The sequence below is a fragment of the Neisseria viridiae genome (assembly GCF_962747995.1).
Taxonomy (GTDB): domain Bacteria; phylum Pseudomonadota; class Gammaproteobacteria; order Burkholderiales; family Neisseriaceae; genus Neisseria; species Neisseria viridiae.
Genome location: NZ_CAUJAJ010000015.1, coordinates 1 through 16,476, shown reverse-complemented (window position 1 = coordinate 16,476; position 16,476 = coordinate 1). Strand labels below are relative to the sequence as shown.

Sequence of the window (16,476 nt, the reverse complement as noted above, 5' to 3'; positions counted from 1 at the left end):
CATTTCCTGCGTTTCAATGTTTGATTGCCCTGCTGCGGGGTTTCGGTTTTGAAGCGGGTTCCGCCGCCGCTTCCGCGGCAGAAGGTTCTGCCCAAGGCTCAGGCCGGCTTTCTAAACCCAAAGCCAATACCTCGTCTATCCATTTGACCGGATGGATGGTCAGGCCGGTTTTAACGTTTTCAGGGATTTCCTCCAAGTCTTTGACGTTGTCTTTCGGAATCAGGACGTGTTTGATGCCGCCGCGAAGCGCAGCCAACAGTTTTTCCTTCAGACCGCCGATGGGCAAAACTTCGCCGCGCAGGGTAATTTCGCCCGTCATGGCAACATCGGCACGTACTGGGATTTTAGTGAATGCGGACACCATCGCCAAAGTCATGGCAATGCCCGCACTCGGACCGTCTTTCGGTGTCGCACCTTCGGGAACGTGAACATGGATGTCTTTTTTCTCGTAAAAATCAGGAGCCAAACCCACTGATTCTGCACGGGAACGGACAACAGACCATGCTGCGGACACGGATTCTTTCATCACATCGCCCAACTGACCGGTACACTGGATCACGCCCTTGCCTGGCAAGGCTGCGGCTTCGATGGTCAGCAGTTCGCCGCCGACTTCCGTCCACGCCAAACCGGTTACCTGCCCGACGCGGTTTTCGCTTTCGGCAACGCCGTAATCGAAGCGGCGCACGCCCAAGTAGTCATGCAGGTTTTTCTCATTGACTTTAACCGCTTTAGGCTTGGCTTTGCTGGTTTTCTTGGTTTCAGACGACTTCTTCTTATCTTCGTTCAGGGTAATCTGCATTACCACCTTGCGGCAGATTTTGGCAATCTCGCGGTCGAGCGAACGCACGCCCGCCTCGCGGGTGTAGTAACGGATAATATCGCGTACCGCGCTTTCTTCGATTGCCAATTCACCTTCTTTCACGCCGTTGCGCTTCATTTGCTTCGGCACGAGGTACTGCATTGCGATATTGATTTTCTCGTCTTCGGTATAGCCCGACAGACGGATGATTTCCATACGGTCGAGCAGCGGGGTCGGGATATTCAGGCTGTTTGAAGTCGCAATAAACATCACATCGCTCAAATCGTAATCTACTTCGGCATAATGATCGGCGAACTTGTTGTTTTGTTCGGGATCGAGTACTTCAAGCAACGCACTGGCGGGATCGCCCCGGAAGTCGCTGCCTAATTTGTCGATTTCGTCGAGCAGGAACAACGGGTTTTTTACGCCGGCTTTTGCCATATTCTGCAAAATCTTACCGGGCATAGAGCCAATATAGGTGCGGCGGTGTCCTCGGATTTCGCTTTCGTCGCGCACGCCGCCCAAGGCCATACGGACATATTTTCGCCCCGTTGCTTTGGCGATGGATTCGCCCAAAGAGGTTTTGCCCACGCCCGGAGGGCCGACCAGGCACAGAATCGGACCTTTGAGTTTGTCCATGCGTTTTTGGACGGCGAGGTATTCCAAAATCCGTTCTTTGACTTTTTCCAGGCCGTAGTGGTCGGCATCCAGCACCAGTCCGGCTTTGGCGATGTCTTTGCTGACGCGGGATTTTTTCTTCCACGGCAGGTCGAGCAGGGTGTCAATGTAGTTGCGTACGACGGTGGATTCGGCAGACATCGGCGGCATCATTTTGAGTTTTTTCAGTTCGGACAGGCATTTTTCTTCCGCTTCTTTGGTCATCCCGGCCTTTTTGATGCCTGCTTCCAAGGCATCCAGTTCGCCGTTTTCGTCTTCTTCGCCCAATTCTTTGTGTATCGCTTTAATCTGTTCGTTCAGATAATATTCGCGTTGGGATTTTTCCATTTGGCGTTTGACGCGTCCGCGTATGCGTTTTTCGGCCTGCATGATGTCGAGTTCGGATTCCAACTGTGCCAGCAGGAATTCCATCCGTTTGCCGATTTCGGGGATTTCCAGAATCTGTTGGCGTTGCGCCAGTTTCAACTGCAAATGCGCTGCGACCGTATCGGTTAGCCGGCTGTTTTCGGCAATGCCGTTGATGCTGCCGATAATTTCTGCAGGGATTTTTTTATTGAGTTTGGCGTATTGTTCAAACTGCGCCAACAGGGTGCGGCGCACGGCTTCGAGGTCGGTATTGCCGCCCGTATCTTCTTCCACGACCGCCTCTATATGGGAAACGAATAGACCGCCCGTGTCTTCAATGGTCAGAACACGTCCGCGATACAGACCTTCGACCAATACTTTTACCGTGCCGTCGGGCAGTTTCAACACTTGCAGGACTTGTGCGACGGTACCGGTTTGATACAGGTCTGCGGCGGAGGGGTTTTCCACTGCGGCATCGGTTTGCGCCAACAGGAAAACCGGTTCCTCGCGGGTAATGGCGTTTTCCAGTGCGGCGATGGACTTCTCCCTGCCGACGAACAGCGGCAGAACCATATGCGGGTAAACGACGACATCCCGCAAAGGAAGGGTTGCCAAGGCGGCATATTCCTCAAAATGCTTTTCTTTTTGTGTCATAGGTACTCTCTTGTGTCTGACAGATTGCCGATTTTCGCGTACATTGGGGTTGAAGGTATTATTTCAAGCATACGCGGTTTATTTATGGAGTTTGATGCGATGCCGTCTGAAACATTCCGGCTTCAGACGGCATGGGCTTGGAAAGACAAGGCAGGAACAAAAAACAGTTCTGTGTTGCCGCTCCTTGCTGTACCATCCGTATGGTTTACGGTTCTGCCGCCCTATTTTCAAAACATGACGCAGGTATCCCATGTCTTCTTTTATTTTTCCCGATAACGGGTTCGAATGGCGCAACGAAAGTCTGCAAAAGCCGCCCAAAGGTTGGTATTATGTCCGTGAAGGCGGTGCAGACGGCATTTTGAAGGCTGCCTATCAAAATATTGCAACTGTCTGGCAGGGCGATTTCCACAATGCCAAACAGGTGCTTTCCGCAATGAAGAAGAAGGTCCGCAAACTTGCCGCCGTCCGTTCCGATGCGGACATCGCCGCCCTTTTCCACGCCCACCGTATGAAGCAGGCGCAACAGAGCCGTATTCTGAATATGCTTGCCGTTGAAATACGCCCCGGTTTTGTGTTGGACAACAAACGCGCGCCCGATATACGCGCCGCTTTGCTCGACGTGTACGGAGAGGCGGACGGCAAACCGTTTTTCCTGCCGCTCAATCTGCTGCTGGGGTTTATGGGTGCGCACGAGTGGCATAAGAAAGGGGTTGCCGTTCCGCAGCTGGGCGGCAGCATACACGTTCCTTTCGGCGTATTTTCGCCGTTGCGCGGCGAGTATCTCAACCTGCTTGCCCAAGCCCCGACAGAGGGGTTTCAGACGGCATTCGATATCGGGACGGGCTCCGGCGTGCTTGCCGCCATTTTGGCGAAACAGGGCATTCCTTCCGTCATCGGCACGGATACCAATCCGAAAGCCGTCGCCTGCGCCCGTGCCAATATTGCCCGTTTGGGCTTTGAAAAACAGGTTGAAATCCGCGAAACCGATCTGTTTCCTGAAGGGTTTGCCGATCTGATTGTCTGCAATCCGCCCTGGCTTCCCGCCAAGCCGACTTCCGCCGTCGAATCCGCGTTATACGACCCCGAATCTGCGATGCTGGCTGCGTTTTTGCGGGATGCGCCGAAACATCTGAATCCCGACGGAGAAATCCGTCTGATTATTTCCGACCTTGCCGAACATCTGTACCTGCGTCCGTCCGATTTTCTGGATAAGGCATTTGCTCAGGCAGGTTTACGCGTTGCGGATGTTTTGAAAACCAAACCGGTTCACAAAAAAGCTGCCGATCCGAACGATCCGCTGGCTTTTGCCCGAAACAGGGAAACTACTTTCCTATACCGTTTGAAAAAGGCATGAAAAAGACCGCACAAATGTGCGGTCTTTCCCTTCGGCATCCATAAAAGGGCTTGCAGAACCGACACGGCATTCGGACGGATTATCCTTGTAAAAATACCCGTTTGAGCATATTGCCCAATGCAGTCTGACGGACTTTGACAGTAGCCGCCGCTTGACGGAAGGTTTCTTCCCCACCGAAGAATACGAATTTTTCCTTTGCCCTGGTAATGGCGGTGTAAAGCAGCTCCCTGCTCAAGCCGGAAAGCGCATCATCCTCTTCGTCCGAAGGTGCGGCGGAAGGCGGCAGCAGCCAGACTTCCCGATATTCCGAACCCTGGCTTTTGTGGACGGTCAGCGCGAAAGCGGGTTCGAAATCGGGCAGGCAGCTTACCGCTACCTTTTTAAATCCGTCCGCATCGGCAAAATAGGCGGCAAGGCTGCCCTGCCGTCCGACATCTTCCATAATCAGTCCGATGTCGCCGTTGAACAGCTCAAGCGCGTAGTCGTTCTGCCTGATCATAATCGGCTCTCCGGCAAAATATGCCAAATGTTCCGGTATGTTCATTTTGCGGCGTACATGGCTGCAATAGGCTTCGTTGAAGTCTTCCGCATCCTGCCGCCAAGCTGTCAGAACCACGATATCCGAGATGCCCGCGTATGCGGCTTCGATATTGCCGTCTTTTACCGCCTGCCAATAGCCTTTGTGAGTCCGGTACAACCTTTCGACTCGAGCGTTCAGACGGCATTCCGAATGTTCCAGTTCGTCCGGAAACCGGTCAAACAATGCCCACGCCCCTTCATCGCCCGATACGGCGGCACGGGCAAGGCAGCCGATGCCGCTGTTGTCGCCGAAGCGGTGGCTGAACGACAAATGGGCGGTATTTTGCGCCAACACGGGCGGATTTGCGCTGACGCTGAAACCGTGTTCCGGAAGGAAGCCGGCCAGCCTTTGGTGCGTTTCTCCGTCCAAAACGGTTTTTTGTGACAAAACGGACAGCACCGCCCCGATTCCGACGGACGGGAGCTGGTTTTCATCCCCCAGCAGAATCACGCGCGCGCCGGTTTTGACCGCTTTCAAAAGTTGCAACATCAATGCGGTATCCAACATGGAGGCTTCATCGATAACCAATACGTCAAACGGCAGCGGACGGATATGGTCGAACGCCGCCTGCATTTTAGGCGGGCGCAGCTTCAGCAGTCGGTGGACGGTTTGCCCTTCCAGTTTGAGCAAATGGCGGCGGACGGTCTCCGGCGCGTCAAAACCGTTGATTGCACGGTGCAGCGCACGCGCCATATGTGCCGCCGCTTTGCCAGTCGGTGCGGCAAGCGCGATGTTGGGAAGATTTTCGTCTTCACCGCAAATCAGCGCCAGCAGTTTGGCAACCGTTGTCGTTTTGCCCGTTCCCGGTCCGCCGGTAATCACCATAAACGGCTGCAACAGTGCCAAGGCGGCCGCATCGCGCTGTCCTTCGCTGCCCGCGCCTTGAAACCATTTTGCGAGGTTTTGCCTCGCGCCTGCCGCGTCGGGGGCGGACGTGCCGGCTGCCGCCAAGCGTTTTATTTCGGCAGCCAAATCGTATTCCAACTGCCACATCCTGCCCAAAAACAGCCTTCTGCCTTCCAAAATCAAAGGCGCGGCGGATGTTCCGACCACGGGTGCGAGTGCCGACAGCGCGTCAGCCTCGCCACTGCTCAAACGGATAAACGAATGACCGTTCTGCAATGCCTGAAACAGGCGTTCGGTGCAGTTTGCAAGCACTTCGCTGCCTGAATCCGCATAGTGTTCCAAAAAACGGATTGCCGCCTGTGCAGCCGCTTGGGCAAATTCATCTGTCTGCCGTTCCATCGTATTCCTTGTCGAAATGCCGTCTGAAGGCGTGGGGCTTCAAACGGCGCGTGTTGTTTCGGCTGTTTAGGCGTTTGCGCCCTGTTTGGGGTGCAGGCTGCCGTCTTTCATCTCCATAACGCGCCCGAAGCGGCCGGCGAGTTCGTCGTCGTGCGTTACGACCACCAGCCCCGTTCCCAATTCTGTTTTCAGTTCCAGCATCATATCCAGAACATTCCTGGCGTTTGCCCGGTCGAGGTTGCCGGTCGGCTCGTCGGCAAGCAGGCATTTGGGTTGCGTAACCAAGGCGCGCGCAATGGCGGCACGTTGGCGTTCGCCGCCGGACAGTTCGCCCGCGCGGTGCGTCGAACGGTGCTTCAGTCCGACCTTTTCCAGCATCGCCATTGCCGTTTCTGCCGCCTCTTCCCGTTTTTTCTTGCCGATCAGAAGCGGCATCATCACGTTTTCCAGTGCCGAAAATTCAGGCAGAAGATGGTGGAACTGGTACACGAAACCGAGGTGGCGGTTGCGCAAATCGCCCAAACGCCGCTGGTTTAAGGCACGCAAATCCTCGCCCATCAGCAGCACCCTGCCTTCGGACGGCATATCCAGCCCTCCCAAAATATGCAGCAGGGTCGATTTTCCGCTGCCCGAAGAGCCGACGATGCCGGTACTTTCCCCCGCGCGGATTTCCAAATCCAGACCGTGCAGCACCCGAACGTCCAAACCGCCGTCACGGTAGCGTTTGCCCACGCCTTCGCATTTCAAAATCAACTCACTCATAACGCAAAGCCTCCGCCGGTTGGGTTTTTGACGCACGCCAGCTCGGGTAGAGCGTCGCCACGAAAGACAATCCCAAGGAAATGCAGGCAATCAGGGCAACGTCGCCCATATCGACATCGCTGGGTAGGTAGTCGATAAAATAAACCTGCGAATTGATGAGGTGGACACCGAACAAACGTTCAAAAAATGCAACAATCCTTCCCACATTCCAGCCCAACAACACGCCGCAGACCACACCCGCAAGCGTGCCGAAAAAGCCTGAAAACGCGCCCTGCACCATAAAAATCTTCATCACGCCGGCAGGGGAAAGACCCAAAGTCCGCAAAATCGCAATGTCCGCCTGCTTTTCCGTAACCGCCATCACCAAGGAAGAGACAAGGTTGAACGCCGCCACAGCGATAATCAGCGTCAGGATGATGAACATCATCCGTTTTTCCAGTTCGACCGCCTCAAAATAGCTTCGGTTGCTGAACGTCCAATCGCGCACCCAGACCGTGTCCCTTTGCGCCTCCGGAATCAGCGTTGCCGTCAAGGCGGGGGCATTTTGCGGATCGGCGAGCTTCAGCCGCAGCCCCGCAACTTCCTTATCCAAGCGGTACAGTACGCGCGCGTCTTGGATATGCGTCATCGCCAATGAGTTGTCCACTTCGTAAACACCCGTCTTAACCAGACCGACCACGGTAAACTGCTTCAGGCGCGGTACGACTCCGGCAGGGGTAACGTTACCCTCCGGCGTGATGACGGTAACTTTATTGCCGACTTCCGCACCCAAAGCCTCCGCCAAACCGACACCAAGGATAATGTCAAACTCGCCCGGAATCAGGTCTTCAAACTTGCCTGCCGGCATTTTGTCGCCGTATTCCACCACTTTGCGCTCTTCAGACGGCAAAATGCCGCGCATCTGCACGCCCCTGATTTCGCCCGCGTTTGCCAGCAATGCCTGATTGGAAACATAGGGCGCGGCAGCCAAAATGCCTTTGCGGTTTTCGGTAAACCGAAGCAGGTTGCGCCAATCCGTATCCGTATTGTCGATATAGCCGATTTCGGCGTGCGGCGCGACATTCAGGAGCTGCCCGCGTATTTCTTTCTGAAAGCCGTTCATAACCGACAAGACGACAATCAGCGCGGTTACGCCCAAGGCGATTCCGGCAATCGAAACCATCGTGATAAACGACATAAAGCCGTTGCGCTTTTTCGTCCTGAGATACCTCAAGCCTATCCAAGCCTCTAGAGAAAACATAACGCTACCTTAAAAATGTCTGCAAACGTGCCGCCCCGGACGGCAGTTTGAGGGCGGCGGCAAAAGTTTATTGTACCGTAAAACCCCGGCAGCGTCCGAACGGCAGGCTGTGCAAATAAAGACGCGGTATGTGGCAAATTCGGAAAAACAGGGCGGAAAACTTGCACAACGTGCCGAACTGCCCTATCCTTCTCTTGAAACAAAACCTTTCTTTAAGGAAAACAATGAATATCAGGAAAATCTCCGCTTTGTGTGCTGTTGCCGTTTTTACTGTTTCGACAGCCTATGCCAAAGAAATCAAAATCGATGCCAACAACACGCCTTATTCCGAAGCCGACGCGCAAAAGCTGGCGGCAACGGCAGTCGGTATGGGTGTTAAGGAACCTGTCAGCCTGAACGGCGGCAGCGGCAGCATTACCGTTTCCGGCAGCAGCGCGACGCAGTGCGTGTTCAAAGTCGGCAACGGAGGCGCATTGCAGATTCAAGGGCTAAACTGCAAGTAAACCGCCCGGAAAAATGCCGTCTGAAGCCTTCAGACGGCATTTTGCATTGGCGGCGTTACGCCCCGCCTTCTTTAATCAGCCGCCGTTCGTACACCGCCTGCGCCAGCGTTCCCGCATCGACATATTCCAATTCGCCGCCCAAGGGGATGCCCTGCGACAGCCTGCTGACTTTGTAAGGCAGGTTTTTGAAAAACTCGGACAGGACATACGCCGTCGCATTGCCCTCTGCGGTAAAGGCGGTTGCGATAATGATTTCTTCAACCTCCCCGCCGCCCAGCCGCTGCGCCAGCCTGTCCAATGCGATGGCGGATACGTCCATTCCCAGTGCCGTATTGATTTGCCCCATCAGGACGAAATACAGCCCGTCGTGGCAATTTGCCGCTTCCATATTCAACACGTCGGCAGGCATATGCACCACCATCAGCCGCCGCCCGTCGCGTGTTTCATCGGCACAAATATCGCACAATCCGCCTTCGCAAAACGTGTTGCACCTCGCGCAATGATCGACCTGCTTCAATGCCGTCTGCAAGGCATCCACCAGTTTTTCAGCCTCTTTGCGCTTGTGTTGGAGCAAATGATACGCTATCCGTTGTGCCGATTTCGGCCCGACGTTGGGTAAAACCTTCAGCGCGTCGATCAATCCTTGGAAGGCATCTTGTTTTTTGTGGCTCATCATATTCCGCCGTATGGGAAAACGGCCGGAATATTCCGACCGTTATGTTGTCAACAAAAGTGTCAATTACTGACCGTCGCCGTTGTCGACCGATTGCGCTCCTTTGGTCTGTTTGATTTTGCCGTTGAAATAACGTATCAACAAGTCGAAAGTATTGGCAGACTGCTGTTGCGCCAAAGCCTGTTTTGCAAGCGGGATGCGCGCGGTGGCATCATCGGGCAGCGTGACTGCCTGCACCTCAACAATCACGGGTGCCGGCAGGCCGGTCAGCCTGACGTAGGCGGGTTTGCCGTTTGCCGGTTTTGCTCTCAGCAGTTCCGCATAAGCCTCGGGCGGCATGGACTGCCTTGCCTGCTGCGCGCCCAAAACGGACACTTCCGACCATTTCACGTCAACTGTCTTGCCGCCGTTCAGTTGGGTAAGCACTTCTTTTGCCTTGTTTTCGGCAAGTTTGGCGGCTTCGGTACGGATATAAGCCTGACGCACCGCATCTTTGGCTTCGGCAAACGGCAGGGTTTTCTCTTCGCGGACTTCTTTGGCGCGGACAACCCATGCGGTTTCATTATTGATAGACAATACTTCGGAATTGTGTTTTTTCTTCAATACGTCGTCGCTGAAAACGGCATTGATTAGGTTTTCGGGCATGCCGGACATTTGCGCGTCCTGCCTGCTCAGCCAAGTTTCTTGGGTTTCCACTTTCAAACCGCTGTTTTTGGCGGCTTCGTCAAGCGATGAAGGAAGGTTGAACGCGTCATCGCCCAGCTTTTCTTTTGCCTTGTTGAAGTCGGAAACCGCCTTTTTCATTTTCAATTCGTTTTCGACGGCGGCTTTTTCCTGCTCGAAAGAAGGTTTGGCTTCATTTGCCGGCAAACGCGCCACGCGCTCTTCAAACGCATTTTTCACTTCCGTTTCACTGACGGTCTGTTTGTCTGCAAAATCCTTCAGATTCAAGGCGACATATTCTAATTTGACCGCCTGCGGCAGCAGATAGTCTTTTTTGTTCGCATTATAAAATTTCTGCAAATCGGCTTCAGACACTTTGACTTGGGCGATGAACTCGTCGGGGTTGAAAGTGTGCGAACGGATGGTGCGGTTGACCTGCGTCAGCCTGATCAGCTGTTCCGCCTGCGCGTCGCCGACCAATACGCCGTTTTGGACGAGGTTTACCAAATTCTGCAAGGCAAACTGATCGCGGATTTCTTCGACAAACTGGTCTTCAGACATATGGCGTTGGGAAAGGTAGCGGTTTAAAAGCGCGTGACTGAACTTGCCGTTTGCGTCGTGGAAATTGGGATCGTCCACAATCATCTGCTTGATTTGTTCGGAAGAAACCGAGATGCCCATCAGCTTCGCGCCCTGTTTCAGGTAGGCGCGTTGCAGCAGGGATTGGAACACCGCGTCGCGCGAAGGGCTGCCACCGTCCGCCTGCTCGTTCTGCATGGCGTTGTTGATGGAGTGGTCGCTGATTTTTTCGTCGCCCACTTGGACGATGTAGTCGGCACCCGGATGGGATACCGTGCTGACCCCGAAGCCGACGAAGGTTAATGCAATCAGACCTAATAAGACTTGGGCGGGTGTTCTGTATTTTTCGATGGAATGGAACATATTTTAAATCGGGATATAGAATGGGAACGGGAAATTCAAGTCGGGTATTGTAACGGTTTTTATCCCTGTCTGCACGAAGGCTTAATTAACGTTTGAATATCTCTCGATAAGATTCATCGCTGAAACCAACATGAACCTTTCCGCCGTATTCCAGTACGGGACGTTTGATAAGGCTTGGCATTTCGGACATTATCCTGACCGCACCTTCCTTTGAGAACAGGGCTTCCTCCTGCATCAGTGCATCAAGTTTGCGCCATGTGGTCCCCCGTTTGTTGAGCAGTATCTCCAAAGGCACCTGCTCCAGCCACAGGCGGATTTCCGCTTCGGAAGGCGCCTGTTTTTTAAAATCCCGAAATTCAAATTCCATACCATATTCGGCAAGCCAGCTTTTAGCTTTTTTGACCGTATCGCAATTTGGGATGCCATGAAGGACTATCATTTGGAAACCTTTTGCCTGAAATAATAAAACCGATATTTTACTATAAGTGTCTGAAAATTTGCCCGTCTGTTTCAGACGGCAGTGCGCTTATGTTACAATCCGAAAATTCGAAAAATTTAATCTCTTGTTCAATAAAGGCTTTACCAATCATGATTTCTACCAACGGCATTACCATGCAGTTCGGCGCAAAGCCGCTGTTTGAAAACGTATCCGTCAAATTCGGTGAAGGCAACCGCTACGGCCTGATCGGTGCGAACGGTTCGGGCAAGTCCACCTTCATGAAAATCCTCGGCGGCGATTTGGAACAGACTGCCGGTGAAGTCGCGATTGAAAATGGCGTGCGTTTGGGTAAATTGCGCCAAGACCAATTTGCCTACGAAGACATGCGCGTGCTGGACGTGGTGATGATGGGGCACACCGAAATGTGGGCGGCGATGACCGAGCGTGATGCGATTTACGCCAATCCCGAAGCCACCGAAGACGACTACATGAAAGCCGCCGAACTGGAAGCCAAGTTCGCCGAATACGACGGCTACACCGCCGAAGCGCGCGCTGCCGAATTGTTGAGTGGTGTGGGCATTTCTGAAGATTTGCACAATGCGAAAATGGCGGAAGTCGCCCCGGGCTTCAAACTGCGCGTATTGCTGGCGCAAGCCCTGTTCTCCAAACCGGATGTATTGCTCTTGGACGAACCGACCAATAACTTGGATATTAATACCATCCGCTGGTTGGAAGGCGTGTTGAACCAATACGACTCCACCATGATTATCATCAGCCACGACCGCCACTTCTTGAACGAAGTCTGCACCCACATGGCGGATTTGGACTACAACACCATCACCATCTATCCGGGCAACTACGATGATTATATGCTCGCTTCCGCCCAATCGCGTGAGCGCGCCCTGAAAGACAACGCCAAAGCCAAAGAGAAACTGCAAGAGCTGCAAGAGTTCGTCGCCCGCTTCTCTGCCAATAAATCCAAAGCCCGTCAGGCAACCAGCCGTCTGAAACAGGCCGACAAAATCAAATCGGAGATGGTCGAGGTCAAACCTTCTACCCGTCAAAACCCGTATATCCGTTTTGAAGCCGACGAAAAGGCCAAGTTGCACCGTCAGGCTGTGGAAGTTGAAAAACTGGCCAAACGTTTTGAAACCCAGTTGTTTAAAAACCTGAACTTCATCCTTGAAGCAGGCCAACGCCTTGCCATCATCGGCCCGAACGGCGCGGGCAAATCCACCCTGCTGAAACTCCTCGCCGGCTCGTACAACCCCGAATATTCAGACGGCCTGTTGCCGGACGAAGGCAGCATCAAATGGGCGGAAAAAGCCAGTGTCGGCTACTACCCGCAAGACCATGAAAACGACTTCGACGTCGATATGGATTTGAGCGAATGGATGCGCCAATGGGGGCAGGAAGGCGATGACGAACAAGTCATCCGCGGCACTTTAGGCCGCTTGCTCTTCGGCAGCAACGATGTCGTGAAAAAAGTGAAAGTCCTCTCTGGTGGCGAAAAAGGCCGTATGCTTTACGGCAAACTGTTGCTGCTGAAACCCAATGTTTTGGTGATGGACGAACCGACCAACCATATGGACATGGAAAGCATCGAATCGCTGAACATGGCACTGGAAAAATACAACGGCACGCTGATTTTCGTCTCCCATGACCGTCAGTTCGTTTCCTCCCTGGCAACCCAAATCATCGAATTGGACGGCAAAGGCGGCTACGAACATTACTTGGGCGATTACGAAAGCTATCTCGAGAAAAAAGGCATAGCATAACCGCCAGTTGAAACAATGCCGTCTGAAGCCTCTTCAGACGGCATTATTGATAACTTTAAAATAGGAAGCATATGCAGACTTACCTCGTCGGCGGCGCCGTCCGCGATTATCTTTTGGGGCTGCCCGTCAAAGACCGCGATTGGGCGGTGGTCGGCGCGGATGCGCAAACGATGCAGGCGCAAGGCTTCCGTCCGGTCGGCAAAGACTTTCCCGTGTTCCTCCATCCCGAAACGCACGAAGAATACGCCCTCGCCCGCACCGAACGCAAAACAGCCAAAGGTTACGCCGGTTTCAGTTTCCACGCCGACAAAGACGTTACGCTGGAACAGGATTTGATGCGCCGCGACCTGACCATCAACGCGATGGCGCAAGATACGGACGGCAAGATTATCGACCCTTTCGGCGGACAACGGGATTTGGCGGCAGGCATTTTGCGCCACGTCTCGCCTGCCTTCGCCGAAGACCCCGTCCGCATCCTGCGTACTGCCCGCTTTGCCGCGCGCTACGGATTTAAAATCGCCGAAGAAACCATGAAGCTGATGCGGAAAATGGTCAAAAACGGCGAAGCGGACGCTTTAGTCGCCGAACGCGTCTGGCAAGAATTGGCAAAAGGCTTGATGGAAAACAATCCCCGAAAGATGATTGAAGTGTTGCGCGAATGCGGCGCGCTCAAAGTCTTGCTGCCCGAAGTCGATGCCCTCTTCGGCGTGCCGCAACGCGCCGACTACCATCCCGAAATCGACAGCGGCATCCATACCCTGATGACGCTGCAACGCGCCGCCGATATGGGTTTGAGCCTGCCCGAACGCTATGCCGCCCTGCTGCACGACTTGGGCAAAGCCAAAACGCCGCCCGACATCCTGCCGCGCCACCACGGACACGACATCAACGGCGTAGAACCCGTGCGCGAAGTCAATCAGCGGCTGCGCACGCCGAGGCAGTGTGCCGAGCTTGCCGAACTGGTCTGCCGTTGGCACATTATTTTCCACCAAGTCGGACAGCTTAAAAGCCAAACCATTCTGAACGTATTGAAAAAAACCGATGCCTTCCGCCGTCCCGAGCGTTTTCAGACGGCATTGAACGTCTGCATTGCCGATACGCAAGGCCGTCTGAACCGCGAACACACGCCCTACCCTCAACGCGCGCACTGGCTTGCCCTGCTCGAAGCCGCCAATCAGGCGGATTCGAGCAAAATCGCCGCCGAATGCCGCAAGCAGGGAAAAGCGCAGCTTATCGCCGAACAAATCGACCGGGCGCGGCTGGCGCAAATCGCCCCGCTGCAAAAAGCGTTTCGGGACGCGCAGGAAAAAGAAAACGCCAAACGCGGCATCTTTTGAGGTTCGCCCGCATTGCCGAAACAGCGTCGGAGAAACGGATGGATGACATCGATTTATTCGGCTGCGTTTTAATATTCCCTTGATGCAGACCGGATCAGTCGGACAAAATACCTTTTGTTCAGCGGAACCGATTTCTATCCGGAGGGAAACAGCCGGTTTCCCCTTGCAAACGGATGGGATCAAGCGGGTATTCAAACACAGCCGTTTATTTTTATTCCGCCGCCAAGTTATGGGATAGGGTTTGCGTGTTTCGGGCAGGCAAACCGCGCAGCCTTAGACGCAGTCCGAAGTTTTGAAGGCGGCATCCGGGCCGGGTTTTGAAACAGCCGCCGCCATATCCGCTATAATTCACGCTTCAGCCATTCCGCCCCCGACATAAAATCATGACTCTGAAAACCGATTTATTGCCTAAAATCAACAATGAAGATTATCAACGCCTTATCCTAAAACACAGCGCGGAATTCAGCGAGGGCGAAATCCGCCTGTTGAACGAAATCCTCGAAAAATTCAATTTCGACGTTGTTCAGGCGCAGGCATTGGCGCAGGCGGTAATGCAGCAAGTCCGCTTCGATCCCAACACCTACCACATCGACAGCGACGACGAAGACACCACAGGTATCTGCCCCCACTGCATCAACCCGCCTATGCCGCCCCTGCGCGACTATCTCGTTTGGCGCGAAACGCGCGGATAAAACGCTTTTGACCGTTATCTTTCCAATGCCGTCTGAAACGCCGCCGACCGTTCGGACGGCATATCCGACAAAGGGAACACTATGCTGCAAACCGACAACCTGACCGCCGCGCAACCGCAACGCATCGTTGCCGCCCAAACCGCCTCCGCACAGGAAGAACTGCTCGAACGCGCCCTCCGCCCCAAAACACTGGACGACTACATCGGGCAAGACAAAGCCAAAGAACAGCTCGCCATTTTCATCCAAGCCGCCAAAAAACGCGGCGAAGCACTCGACCACGTTTTGCTTTTCGGCCCGCCCGGACTGGGCAAAACCACACTGGCGCACATCATCGCCAAAGAATTGGGCGTAAATTTGCGCCAAACCAGCGGCCCCGTCCTCGAACGCGCAGGCGATCTCGCCGCCCTTCTGACCAACCTCGAGCCACACGACGTATTGTTCATCGACGAAATCCACCGCCTCAGCCCTGTTGTCGAAGAAATCCTCTACCCCGCGCTCGAAGACTACCGGCTCGACATCATGATAGGCGAAGGCCCTGCCGCACGTTCCGTCAAAATCGACCTTCCACCCTTCACGCTCGTCGGCGCGACCACCCGCGCCGGTATGCTGACCAATCCGTTGCGCGACCGCTTCGGCATCGTCTCCCGCCTCGAGTTTTACGAAAACCGCGACCTTGCCACCATCGTCAGCCGTTCGGCACAACTGTTGCAGCTCGATATGTCCGAAGAAGGCGCGGAAGAAATCGCCAAACGCAGCCGGGGCACGCCGCGCATCGCCAACCGCCTGTTGCGCCGCGTGCGCGATTTCGCCGACGTGAAAAACAACGGCGTAATCGATGCCGCCGTCGCCGATGCCGCTTTAAGTATGCTGGACGTGGATGTGCAGGGGCTGGACGTGATGGACAGGAAATTCCTCGAAGCCGTTTTGCACAAATTCGGCGGCGGTCCCGTCGGTTTGGACAACGTTGCCGCCGCCATCGGCGAATCTACGGACACCATCGAAGACGTTATCGAACCCTACCTCATCCAACAAGGCTTTTTGCAACGCACCCCGCGCGGCAGGATGGCGACCGAACGCGCCTACCTACATTTCGGGCTGCCCGTCGAAAAATAAACCATGCCGTCTGAAACCGAACCGCCGACCAAAGTCGGACATCATCCCCTTTGTCTGCAACAGCTTCAGACGGCATGTATTTTTTATTAGGTTTTGCACCCTATCCGTTGCAGAATGCAGGATTCGCAAAATTCCGTACTGCTCGGACTTGATACTGACAACTGCAGTGCCGACTGATGCGCCGATAGTAACGCCTGAAAAAAAACCGTTTGCCATATACTGATATACATCCATTGAAATAAGGTTGTTTGCATGTTTATCGTCGGTATGCTCATGGGAAGCCACATTCGGCATATAAGCATTAGTCTCCACCAAAGCGACCTTGACCGTATCGTCCGCCCAGTTCAACTGTCCCTCCAAAAACATCTGGCGGGAAGTATCGTAAAGCGTATTAGCCATACCGTACCTTTCCGTTAAAAAACCCATTAAACCAACCGAGACCTTTGCAAAATTTCCCAAAATCCCCTAAAGTCCCACCAAGACATTTAGGGGATTTTCCATGAGCACCTTCTTCCGGCAAACCGCCCAAGCCATGATTGCCAAACATATCGGCCGCTTCCCACTATTGAAGTTGGATCAAGTGATTGATTGGCAGCCGATCGAACAATACCTGAACCGTCAAAAAACCCGTTACCTTAGAGACCACCGCGGCCGTCCCGCCTATCCGCTGCTGTCCATG

General features: G+C 54.0%; 14 protein-coding genes and 1 pseudogene. 7 read left to right on the top strand and 8 right to left on the bottom strand.

Annotated elements, in window-relative coordinates:
- Positions 1–13 precede the first annotated feature (13 nt).
- Positions 14–2,476, bottom strand: a complete 2,463-nt coding sequence (gene lon / locus Q9J79_RS08415) for an endopeptidase La (RefSeq protein ID WP_301911629.1) — start codon at positions 2,474–2,476, stop codon at positions 14–16.
- Between the two features lie 250 nt (positions 2,477–2,726).
- On the opposite strand from lon, the gene Q9J79_RS08410 reads away from it, so the two are divergent.
- A complete protein-coding gene (locus Q9J79_RS08410; RefSeq protein WP_301911630.1) occupies positions 2,727–3,830 on the top strand; it encodes a methyltransferase in 1,104 nt (367 codons plus the stop codon).
- Positions 3,831–3,909: 79 nt separating this feature from the next.
- On the opposite strand, the gene recD is transcribed toward Q9J79_RS08410, so the two are convergent.
- The 3 genes from recD to Q9J79_RS08395 form a co-directional block, all read right to left on the bottom strand.
- Positions 3,910–5,655 carry an exodeoxyribonuclease V subunit alpha gene (gene recD, locus Q9J79_RS08405; protein WP_301911631.1) on the bottom strand — a complete coding sequence of 582 codons (1,746 nt, stop codon included), beginning with the start codon at positions 5,653–5,655 and terminating at the stop codon, positions 3,910–3,912.
- Positions 5,656–5,721: 66 nt separating this feature from the next.
- On the bottom strand, positions 5,722–6,417 hold the full coding sequence (lolD, locus tag Q9J79_RS08400; protein ID WP_301911632.1) for a lipoprotein-releasing ABC transporter ATP-binding protein LolD: 696 nt from the start codon (positions 6,415–6,417) through the stop codon (positions 5,722–5,724).
- Positions 6,410–7,657, bottom strand: coding sequence for a lipoprotein-releasing ABC transporter permease subunit (locus tag Q9J79_RS08395; protein ID WP_301911633.1), 1,248 nt, complete (start codon positions 7,655–7,657; stop codon positions 6,410–6,412). Before Q9J79_RS08395 ends, lolD begins: the two co-directional genes overlap by 8 nt.
- A 224-nt stretch (positions 7,658–7,881) precedes the next feature.
- Here Q9J79_RS08395 and Q9J79_RS08390 point away from each other — a divergent pair, with 224 nt between their 5' ends.
- Complete coding sequence (locus tag Q9J79_RS08390; protein ID WP_003714116.1) at positions 7,882–8,160, top strand: hypothetical protein; 279 nt, start codon at positions 7,882–7,884, stop codon at positions 8,158–8,160.
- Positions 8,161–8,215: 55 nt separating this feature from the next.
- Here Q9J79_RS08390 and recR read toward each other — a convergent pair whose 3' ends face one another.
- The 3 genes from recR to Q9J79_RS08375 form a co-directional block, all read right to left on the bottom strand.
- The gene (recR, locus tag Q9J79_RS08385) at positions 8,216–8,833 is read right to left on the bottom strand and encodes a recombination mediator RecR (protein WP_301911644.1); all 618 of its coding nucleotides are present in this window, start codon (positions 8,831–8,833) and stop codon (positions 8,216–8,218) included.
- Positions 8,834–8,899: 66 nt separating this feature from the next.
- Positions 8,900–10,438, bottom strand: a complete 1,539-nt coding sequence (locus Q9J79_RS08380; protein ID WP_301911634.1) for a SurA N-terminal domain-containing protein — start codon at positions 10,436–10,438, stop codon at positions 8,900–8,902.
- Positions 10,439–10,523: 85 nt separating this feature from the next.
- On the bottom strand, positions 10,524–10,877 hold the full coding sequence (locus Q9J79_RS08375; RefSeq protein WP_301911635.1) for an arsenate reductase: 354 nt from the start codon (positions 10,875–10,877) through the stop codon (positions 10,524–10,526).
- A 149-nt stretch (positions 10,878–11,026) separates the two neighbouring features.
- Here Q9J79_RS08375 and Q9J79_RS08370 point away from each other — a divergent pair, with 149 nt between their 5' ends.
- The 4 genes from Q9J79_RS08370 (at position 11,027) to ruvB (ending at position 15,797) form a co-directional block, all read left to right on the top strand.
- A complete protein-coding gene (locus Q9J79_RS08370; protein ID WP_301911636.1) occupies positions 11,027–12,655 on the top strand; it encodes an ABC-F family ATPase in 1,629 nt (542 codons plus the stop codon).
- A 71-nt stretch (positions 12,656–12,726) separates the two neighbouring features.
- A complete protein-coding gene (locus Q9J79_RS08365) occupies positions 12,727–13,992 on the top strand; it encodes a multifunctional CCA addition/repair protein (protein WP_301911637.1) in 1,266 nt (421 codons plus the stop codon).
- Between the two features lie 383 nt (positions 13,993–14,375).
- On the top strand, positions 14,376–14,684 hold the full coding sequence (locus Q9J79_RS08360; RefSeq protein ID WP_301911638.1) for a hypothetical protein: 309 nt from the start codon (positions 14,376–14,378) through the stop codon (positions 14,682–14,684).
- 81 nt (positions 14,685–14,765) lie between these two features.
- Positions 14,766–15,797: a Holliday junction branch migration DNA helicase RuvB gene (ruvB, locus tag Q9J79_RS08355; RefSeq protein ID WP_301911639.1), complete on the top strand. Its 1,032-nt coding sequence runs from the start codon at positions 14,766–14,768 to the stop codon at positions 15,795–15,797.
- On the opposite strand, the gene Q9J79_RS08350 is transcribed toward ruvB, so the two are convergent.
- Entirely contained in the window at positions 15,768–16,196 is a 429-nt protein-coding gene (locus Q9J79_RS08350; protein WP_304685307.1) for a hypothetical protein, read from the bottom strand. The two genes, ruvB and Q9J79_RS08350, sit on opposite strands and share 30 nt — an antisense overlap.
- Before the next feature lie 100 nt (positions 16,197–16,296).
- Between Q9J79_RS08350 and Q9J79_RS08345 the strand changes: the two are divergent.
- A pseudogene (locus Q9J79_RS08345) lies at positions 16,297–16,476 on the top strand (IS5/IS1182 family transposase); the annotation flags it as partial.